This is a genomic window from Bordetella tumbae (assembly GCF_965139195.1).
In the GTDB taxonomy this organism is placed as follows: domain Bacteria; phylum Pseudomonadota; class Gammaproteobacteria; order Burkholderiales; family Burkholderiaceae_B; genus Bordetella_A; species Bordetella_A tumbae.
In genome coordinates, this window is the sequence record NZ_CBCSJH010000017.1 from 91,361 (window position 1) to 97,773 (window position 6,413).

Genomic DNA, 6,413 nt, shown 5'->3' on the forward strand with positions numbered 1-6,413 from the left:
GCCCCTTGGCCTGCGGGCACGCTCAGTACAGGCAATCCGAGATAGTTGATGCCTCGCGTCCAGATCGACAGCAGGGCAAACTCCCGTTCCAGGCGGGCTTGATCTGCATGCTGAGTGGGCGCCACCAGTGGCGCGACGTCCGGCGTACTGGGCAGCATCAACGCATCGGCATCGCCCTGAATGTCCCGCAAATACCGCTGCAGGAATGCATGCCGCAGACGCAGCGCATCGTAGTAATCCACGCCAGACACCAGCAAACCACGCGAGATCCGGCGACGCACCTGATGTCCGTATGCATTGCCGAACTGACGCAGCCACCGCTGATGCAATGCCGCGGCCTCGACGGCCAACACGACGGAGGCCAGGACACTCGCCTGCTGCAAGGTGGCATAGGGTGACGGGACCATGACGCACTCAACGCCAGCATCGCGCCATACACGTTGCGCTTCGTCCAACGCGAGCCGCATCGCATCAGAGATCGGATCGCCGTCGTCCCATTGCGGCACAGCCACCTTCAGGCGTCGCGACGTCGCGCCCAAGGTCACCGGTGCATCCAGGCAAGACAGATCCGCGGGGTCCCTGCCTGCGATGGCTCGATACGCGTAGCCGCACAGTTCGGCCGACCACGCCAATGGACCAATACAATCCAGGCTGGCTGACAGGGGCATTGCCCCCGCGGCACTGACGCGATACTGCGTGGGCTTTAACCCGGTCAAACCGCACAACGCGGCCGGCAGGCGAATCGAGCCACCTGTGTCGGATCCGATCGCCAGTGGCACATGCCCCGCTGCCACCGACACAGCCGCCCCGCTGGAACTGCCGCCGGACACTCGGTCCAGGTCCCAAGGATTACGGCCAGGCCCGTAGGTTTCATTCCAGCCAGTGGGAGACATGGCAAACTCGGCCATCTGCTGCGTCCCCAGGATGACGGCGCCGGCGCGGCGCAAACGCGTCACGACGGTGGCATCTGCATGCGCCTGAGGGCTGCCGGCACGCAGAGGCGTTCCCCAGCCCGCCGTACGGCCTTGCATGTCGAACATATCCTTGATGCCCACAGGCATCCCATGCAATGGGCCACGCCATTTGCCATGACGCTGTTCCTCGTCCAGCGAACGTGCTTCGGCCAGCGCAGTATCGGCATCGATATGCATCCAGGCGGACTTGCCAGGCTGGCGCTGTTCAATCGCCGCCAGGCTGGAACGCACTTGGCATTCACTATCTGGCGATGCGCTGCGGGCCTCGATCGAGACATCAGGGAACGGTTCGGGGGCCAATGAGCGCAACACCTGGCCAAATGGCTCGCAGGTCTGCATCATGTCAGATGCTGCCCAATCCTGTCTGAGCTCCACTCGCAGGGCCTCGACCATCTCCGCCAATTCGGGTACGTCCTGCGCATCGATGGGCAAGTCGCGCGCCTGAGACCAATGCAATGCCGATTCAATGAGCGTGCTCATCTCAAACTCCGCAACGCTTGGCCAGCTCGTCGACCTGTTTGACGACCTCGGGATATTTATCGGTGTAGACCTTTCTGGCGGCTTCGGCACGGGCTTTCCATTCCGCACTAGCAGCCTCATCGGCAACTCGATAGACCGATCCCTCGTCTTGCATTTTCTTCACGAGTTTCGCGTCATCTGCACGAGCCTCTTTCCATTGGCGCGGAATGATGCTGTTCAAACTGTCCACGATGGCTTGGCGCTGCGATGCCGAGAGCGTCTCCATCCATCCCCGGTCTACCACGATGGCATAGGTGGCCAACGACATGCCCGGAACATGGAAGGCATACTTGCCCGTTTTGCCTATCATCTCGGCCCAACCTGCCGGCGACGTCAACACGCCATCGATCGCGCCCTGCGCGAGCGCCGAACTCATTTCCGATGCAGCCATGGAAATCGGGCTGGCGCCAAACCCACGCACCATGTCCAGGAAAATGCGGCCGCCTGTCACGCGCAGTTTGGCTCCCTGCATATCAGCGAGCGACTTCACGTCCCGGTCACGAAAGATGAAAAACAGATCAGCGGTGCGCAATAAACCCAACACTTGCAATTGCCGGGATTTCAATCGTTCGGATATCAAATCGGTCAGGCCGCTGGCAAAGCAGGCATTTTCCATTTTTTGATCCGATAGGCCGAACGGCAGATTCAGATAACCCAATCCTGCATCCAGTGTCTCCAGCCGCACCGACACCGGCCATACCATGTGCACGGCGCCGGTACCCAGTGCCGCTACCCCGTCCTGATCGTTGTACAACTGCGAGGCGGGGAAGACCTTGACTTGAACTTCGCCGTTGGTACGTTTCGCAACGTCCTTGGCAAACTCATTCATGTATTGCGTTTTCCAGTGCGACGCCGCGACTTCGGAAGTCAGCACCATCTCGACCGCACTGGCGCTCACAGGAACGGCCAATGCGCATATCACCGCAAGCCGGCGGAAAAACGGATAAAACATAGCAATATCTCCTGAAGTGAGTACTGCAATGCCACGGCTCTCTCCAGACGTAGAGAGCCCCTGAGCCACGCAGGCCCATCAAACAGCTGAAAGTGAAATGCCGGCGCTACTTGTCGCCGACAGCGTGACCGCGTTTGGGTACCAGGCAGGAACGGATGAAGTTCATGACTTCTACGCCGTTCTGGTTATAGGCCCGCGTCCGGGTCGTCACAATGCCCTGTGTCGGCCGGCTGCGCGATTCACGCAGCTCCAAAACTTCCGATTCGGCATACAAGGTATCGCCGGCGAAAACGGGAGCGGTCAGGTTGATCTCTTTCCACCCCAGATTGGCGATCGCTTTACCGCTGACATCCGCGACGGTCATGCCCAGCACCATCGCCACCGTCAAGCCACTGTTGACCAGCAAGCGGCCAAACTCGCTTTGCGCGGCAAATGCCGCGTCGCAATGCATGGGATGAAAATTCATCGTCAACAGTGAAAACTGAATATTGTCCGCATCCGTCAGCGTGCGGCCGGGCCGATGCTCGTACACCGCACCTAATTCGAACTCCTCCAGATAGCGTCCAAAGCTGAAGCGATATCGCTGAGGACCGGTCTCTACTACCTCCATGTTGCCTCCTTTGTTCAGTTTGTTAGTTTGTCTGGACAAATAGTCCATCAAGCGCAGAAGCGTGTCAACGACTTTTTGTCGTGCGATGCAACACAGCGCACAAGAAACCGCTGGCATTGAGCACATGGCGATGCCAACGATCCTGAGGCGCACCGAAGCACCGTCGTTGCTCCGCAGACACAGGCGTTATTTATCGCATTGACATATCGGTAAATCCCGATATCATGCACGCATGGACTTGCTCGAAATATTCAAAGCCCTCTCAAACCGCACCCGTCTTGAAATCTTGAAAGGTTTGAAGGATCCTGCGAAGAACTTCCCTCCACAGGATGAAGGCGACGTTCTCATGGTAGGCGTCTGCGTCAGCAGTATCCAAGAAGGTGTCGGCCTGTCGCAGTCGACGGTGTCCGATTATCTTGCCACGCTGCAACGAGCAGGTTTGGTCGAAGTCAGACGCATTGGCCAGTGGACCTACTACAAGCGAAACGAAGCAACCATCAGTGCTTTTGCCAAGCTCATAGGCAAAGAGCTGTAATTTTTTTACCCCACTATATCGATAATTCCCGATATCCCTTTTTAACGAAATAAGGATATGCAATGAAAGCGTTAAGACTGAAATCATTTGGCGGCCCGGAAGCATTTGAACTTTGCGACGTGCCCAAGCCTGTGCCAGGCGCAGGACAAGTCCTGGTCCAGGTGCAGGCAACCTCTATCAATCCGTTGGACTACCAGGTCCGGCGCGGCGATTATTCCGATTTGGTGCAACTGCCGGCCATTACCGGACACGACGTATCTGGCGTTGTAGAAGCGGTCGGGCCAGGTGTGACGGCCTTCGCTCCGGGGGACGAAGTCTGGTACACCCCGCAAATATTTGACGGACCAGGCAGTTATGCCGAGTACCACGTCGCTGCAGAAGGAATCATCGGAAAGAAGCCCTCGTCGCTGAGCCATCTCGAAGCCGCAAGCCTGACCCTAGTTGGCGGGACGGTGTGGGAAGCCTTGGTCGTGCGTGCTGCGCTAAGAGTGGGGGAAAGCATTCTGGTACACGGCGGCGCTGGCGGGGTCGGTCACGTGGCGATCCAACTCGCAAAAGCCATGGGAGCACGCGTGTTCACGACCGTGCGTGAAGCAAACTTTGAATTTGTATGGAGCCTGGGCGCGGATGTCGCCATAGACTACGAAAGCGAAGACTATGTCGACGCGATCATGCGGGAAACGGGTGGCCGCGGCGTCGATGTCGTGTTCGATACCATTGGCGGTGACACCTTGTCGCGCAGCCCCGACGCGCTCGCACAACTGGGCCGTGTTGTCACGATCGTGGACATTGCGCGGCCGCAAAACCTGGTTCAGGCTTGGGGCAAGAACGCGAGTTATCACTTCGTTTTCACACGGCAGAACCGCGGCAAGCTCGATGAGTTGAGCGCATTGATAGAGCGCGGTCAGTTGCGGCCGCACGTGGGCGCAGTCTACCCGCTTGCCGAGATTCCGCTCGCGCATGCCCGGCTGGAGGCACCCAACAACGGGATACGAGGAAAAATCGCGATAGCAGTCGGGCCCCTAGCTCATCTCGCGTCTGCTCCGGCCAGTGAGCCTAGCCCGCTGCATCCAGAAATGCCCTCACCTGCTCGGGCCTAGGCAACGGGTCGACCGCCCCGTATCCGGTGGTCGACAAGCCTGCGGCGGCATTGGCGTACTGGCAGGCTTGCAACCAATCGTCGCCAGCGCAGGCTCGCGCCAGTAAATTGCCGGCGAAGCAATCGCCCGCCCCGGTGGCGTCGACGGCTTTTACTTGGCGCGGGCCGATGGGCGTGCGCGTGAGCTTGTCGTCCAGGATAACGCCCTTGCTGCCCATTTTCAGTACGACGATGGCATGATCGTTGACGGCGCGAATCCAGTCCAGGATCGCATCCGGTTGATCCATGCCGGTCATCAACGCCATGTCGTCCAGGCCGGGGAGAAACACGTCGCACTGTGCGATGGCTTCGCGCAGGATGGCGCGAGCGCGTGACATCGGCCACAGGCGGGCGCGCAGGTTGGCGTCCAGGCACGAGCGCGTGCCTGTGCTGCGGGCACGCTCCATGGCGGCGAACACGGTATCGCATGCGGTGGTGCTGATGGCCAGGCTGATACCGGATACGTGCAGATAGCGCGATCGTTCGACCAGCCCATGCTGCAGGTCAGCAGGCCGCATGCGAGCGGCGGCTGACTCGTGGCGTGCGTAGCTGAAGCGATGACCTTCTGGCGTGTGCTGTACGAAATAGAGGCCGTTGTTGGCCTGTTCGTCACATATCATGCCGGACACATCGACCCCCTCGTTGCGCCAGGTTTGCAGCAGCAATTCGCCGAAATCGTCGTTGCCGCCGTAGCGGCCCAGATAGGCGGTGCGTGCGCCTGCGCGCGCTGCGGCGATGATGACGTTCGAGGTGTCGCCGCCGATGCCTTGGCGATACATGGGCTCGCCCGGCACGGTCTGGTTGAATTCGATCAAGGCCTCGCCCAGGCCCACCACATCGAAATCATGCACGGCCATGGGCGGTCTCCCGAGTCTGGCGCACGGCTGCCAAGAGGCTGTCGGTGTCGCGCGCGGCAAAGGCTTTTTTGTCGTAGAGAGAGGACCCTATGCCGACGAAATTGGCGCCGGCGCGGAAATAGTCGTGCATGTTGCTTGTCGATATGCCGCCCGTGGGGCAGAACACGGTATCGGGGAACACGGCTCGCAGCGCGGCCAGATGGGCTGGGCCGCCGGTGTCGGCGGGAAAGATTTTGACGACGTCGGCTTTGGCCCGGGTCGCGATCATGACTTCGCTGGGGGTGAAGGCGCCTACGAGGCAGAGTTTGCCGGCCTCGTGGGTGGGCGGGATCATGTCGGTGGCGAGTCCGGGGGAGACCAGGAAATCTGCGCCGGCTTTGAGTACGGCGGTTGCCTGAGCGGCGTCCATCAAGGTGCCTACGCCTAGCAGGACGGCATTGCCGTGTTGCTGGCGCAGGGTTTGCAGGACGCTCAGGACGCCGGGGATGGTCCAGGTCAGTTCGATGGCTTCGAAGCCTGCACGGATGGCGATGTCGGCGGCGTAGAGGGCTTGGTCGGCGTCGGTGTAACGGAGGACGGGGACTACGCGGGTCTGGATCAATGTGGTTAGCTGAGGGGTTGGCATCGGGATTGTCCTGGGGATGTTCTGTTCACGAGGGCGGCGCTAGGATGGTCACGGATGTTTCGAGGCTGTTCGCGAGGATCTCGATGGTGTTCGCGGGTGTTTCAAAGGCTGTTCACGGGTGNCTCNATGGAGGCGTCCCTGCCGCGTGCCNGGNCAATTCNCNGCCGGNCCTATCGCCGCGACTCGGCCCATGAGCAGGGGCC

At 60.3% G+C, this 6,413-nt stretch carries 6 protein-coding genes and 1 pseudogene; 2 read left to right on the forward strand and 5 right to left on the reverse strand.

Annotated elements, in window-relative coordinates:
• The 3 genes and pseudogenes from ACNA0J_RS17775 to ACNA0J_RS17785 form a co-directional block, all read right to left on the reverse strand.
• Positions 1-1,574 (reverse strand): annotated as a pseudogene (locus tag ACNA0J_RS17775) (amidase); the annotation flags it as partial.
• A complete protein-coding gene (gene dctP / locus ACNA0J_RS17780) occupies positions 1,456-2,445 on the reverse strand; it encodes a TRAP transporter substrate-binding protein DctP (protein WP_415820182.1) in 990 nt (329 codons plus the stop codon). The pseudogene ACNA0J_RS17775 and the gene dctP, both read right to left, overlap by 119 nt.
• 106 nt (positions 2,446-2,551) lie before the next feature.
• Entirely contained in the window at positions 2,552-3,055 is a 504-nt protein-coding gene (locus tag ACNA0J_RS17785) for a MaoC family dehydratase (RefSeq protein WP_415805800.1), read from the reverse strand.
• Between the two features lie 232 nt (positions 3,056-3,287).
• Between ACNA0J_RS17785 and ACNA0J_RS17790 the strand changes: the two genes are divergently transcribed.
• Both ACNA0J_RS17790 and ACNA0J_RS17795 read left to right on the forward strand, forming a co-directional pair.
• Positions 3,288-3,590, forward strand: a complete 303-nt coding sequence (locus tag ACNA0J_RS17790; protein WP_415820183.1) for an ArsR/SmtB family transcription factor — start codon at positions 3,288-3,290, stop codon at positions 3,588-3,590.
• A gap of 62 nt (positions 3,591-3,652) precedes the next feature.
• On the forward strand, positions 3,653-4,690 hold the full coding sequence (locus ACNA0J_RS17795) for a zinc-dependent alcohol dehydrogenase family protein (RefSeq protein ID WP_415820184.1): 1,038 nt from the start codon (positions 3,653-3,655) through the stop codon (positions 4,688-4,690).
• Here ACNA0J_RS17795 and ACNA0J_RS17800 read toward each other — a convergent pair.
• Together ACNA0J_RS17800 and ACNA0J_RS17805 are read right to left on the reverse strand one after the other, a co-directional pair.
• Positions 4,647-5,579, reverse strand: coding sequence for a sugar kinase (locus ACNA0J_RS17800; protein WP_415820199.1), 933 nt, complete (start codon positions 5,577-5,579; stop codon positions 4,647-4,649). The genes ACNA0J_RS17795 and ACNA0J_RS17800 overlap by 44 nt on opposite strands.
• Positions 5,572-6,210 carry a bifunctional 4-hydroxy-2-oxoglutarate aldolase/2-dehydro-3-deoxy-phosphogluconate aldolase gene (locus ACNA0J_RS17805; protein WP_415820185.1) on the reverse strand — a complete coding sequence of 213 codons (639 nt, stop codon included), beginning with the start codon at positions 6,208-6,210 and terminating at the stop codon, positions 5,572-5,574. Before ACNA0J_RS17805 ends, ACNA0J_RS17800 begins: the two co-directional genes overlap by 8 nt.
• Between the last annotated feature and the right edge of the window lie 203 nt (positions 6,211-6,413).

Excerpts from the sequence above, each read along its gene's own strand:
- dctP (WP_415820182.1), bottom strand. The coding sequence starts at position 2,445 with ATGTTTTATCCGTTTTTCCGCCGGCTTGCGGTGATATGCGCATTGGCC.
- ACNA0J_RS17785 (WP_415805800.1), bottom strand. The coding sequence starts at position 3,055 with ATGGAGGTAGTAGAGACCGGTCCTCAGCGATATCGCTTCAGCTTTGGA.
- ACNA0J_RS17790 (WP_415820183.1), top strand. The coding sequence starts at position 3,288 with ATGGACTTGCTCGAAATATTCAAAGCCCTCTCAAACCGCACCCGTCTT.
- ACNA0J_RS17795 (WP_415820184.1), top strand. The coding sequence starts at position 3,653 with ATGAAAGCGTTAAGACTGAAATCATTTGGCGGCCCGGAAGCATTTGAA.
- ACNA0J_RS17805 (WP_415820185.1), bottom strand. The coding sequence starts at position 6,210 with ATGCCAACCCCTCAGCTAACCACATTGATCCAGACCCGCGTAGTCCCC.